A 753-nucleotide genomic window follows, 5' to 3' on the forward strand; every position below is an offset into this window, starting at 1 on the left:
GTGAAGTCGTAACAAGGTAGCCGTATCGGAAGGTGCGGCTGGATCACCTCCTTTCTAAGGATTACTCAGCCACGATGATGGCTGATAAGAAGGCGAAAGTCTTCACAAGCAACTCTCAGGCAGGAAAGGTTGCTCGCTCGTTGTCAGTTTTGAAAGAGTAATCCTCTTTCGCAACCCGTTTGGTGGCGATGGCGGAGGGGAACCACGCGTTCCCATACCGAACACGACCGTTAAGCCCTCCAGCGCCGATGGTACTTGGACCGCAGGGTCCTGGGAGAGTAGGACGTCGCCAAGCGGGGTATGAATACCCATTCTTGAAGTGAATATCTGAGGGCCTTTAGCTCAGCTGGTTAGAGCGCACCCCTGATAAGGGTGAGGTCGGTGGTTCGAGTCCACTAAGGCCCACCATTTTCGACACTAGCGTGTTGAGCCCGAAGAAAACTTCTGGTTTAATCTATGGGGCCATAGCTCAGCTGGGAGAGCGCCTGCCTTGCAAGCAGGAGGTCAGCGGTTCGATCCCGCTTGGCTCCACCAATCGTTTTTCCGTCAGGAAAATACGAAACAATTGCACCTTGAAAACTGGATAACGAAAGTAAAATCAAGATGAAAATCTTGAGCTGAAACACCCTTTAGCTGTATTAAAACTGTTGCCAACCTTGGTTGGTTAACATACTAGGTTAAGCTAGTAAGAGCGCACGGAGGATGCCTAGGCACCAGGAGCCGAAGAAGGACGTGGCGAACAACGATACCGCC

General features: G+C 51.5%; 2 tRNA genes and 2 rRNA genes. All 4 read left to right on the top strand.

The window, feature by feature from the left end:
• Positions 1–54 (top strand): 16S ribosomal RNA (locus tag D3P08_RS27015); the annotation flags it as partial.
• Between the two features lie 124 nt (positions 55–178).
• Positions 179–295: ribosomal RNA gene (gene rrf, locus D3P08_RS27020) — 5S ribosomal RNA — on the top strand.
• Positions 296–331: 36 nt separating this feature from the next.
• Positions 332–408, top strand: a tRNA-Ile gene (locus D3P08_RS27025).
• 50 nt (positions 409–458) lie between these two features.
• Positions 459–534, top strand: a tRNA-Ala gene (locus D3P08_RS27030).
• Positions 535–753: the final 219 nt, after the last annotated feature.

Source organism: Paenibacillus nanensis, from assembly GCF_003583765.1.
Classification (GTDB): domain Bacteria; phylum Bacillota; class Bacilli; order Paenibacillales; family Paenibacillaceae; genus Pristimantibacillus; species Pristimantibacillus nanensis.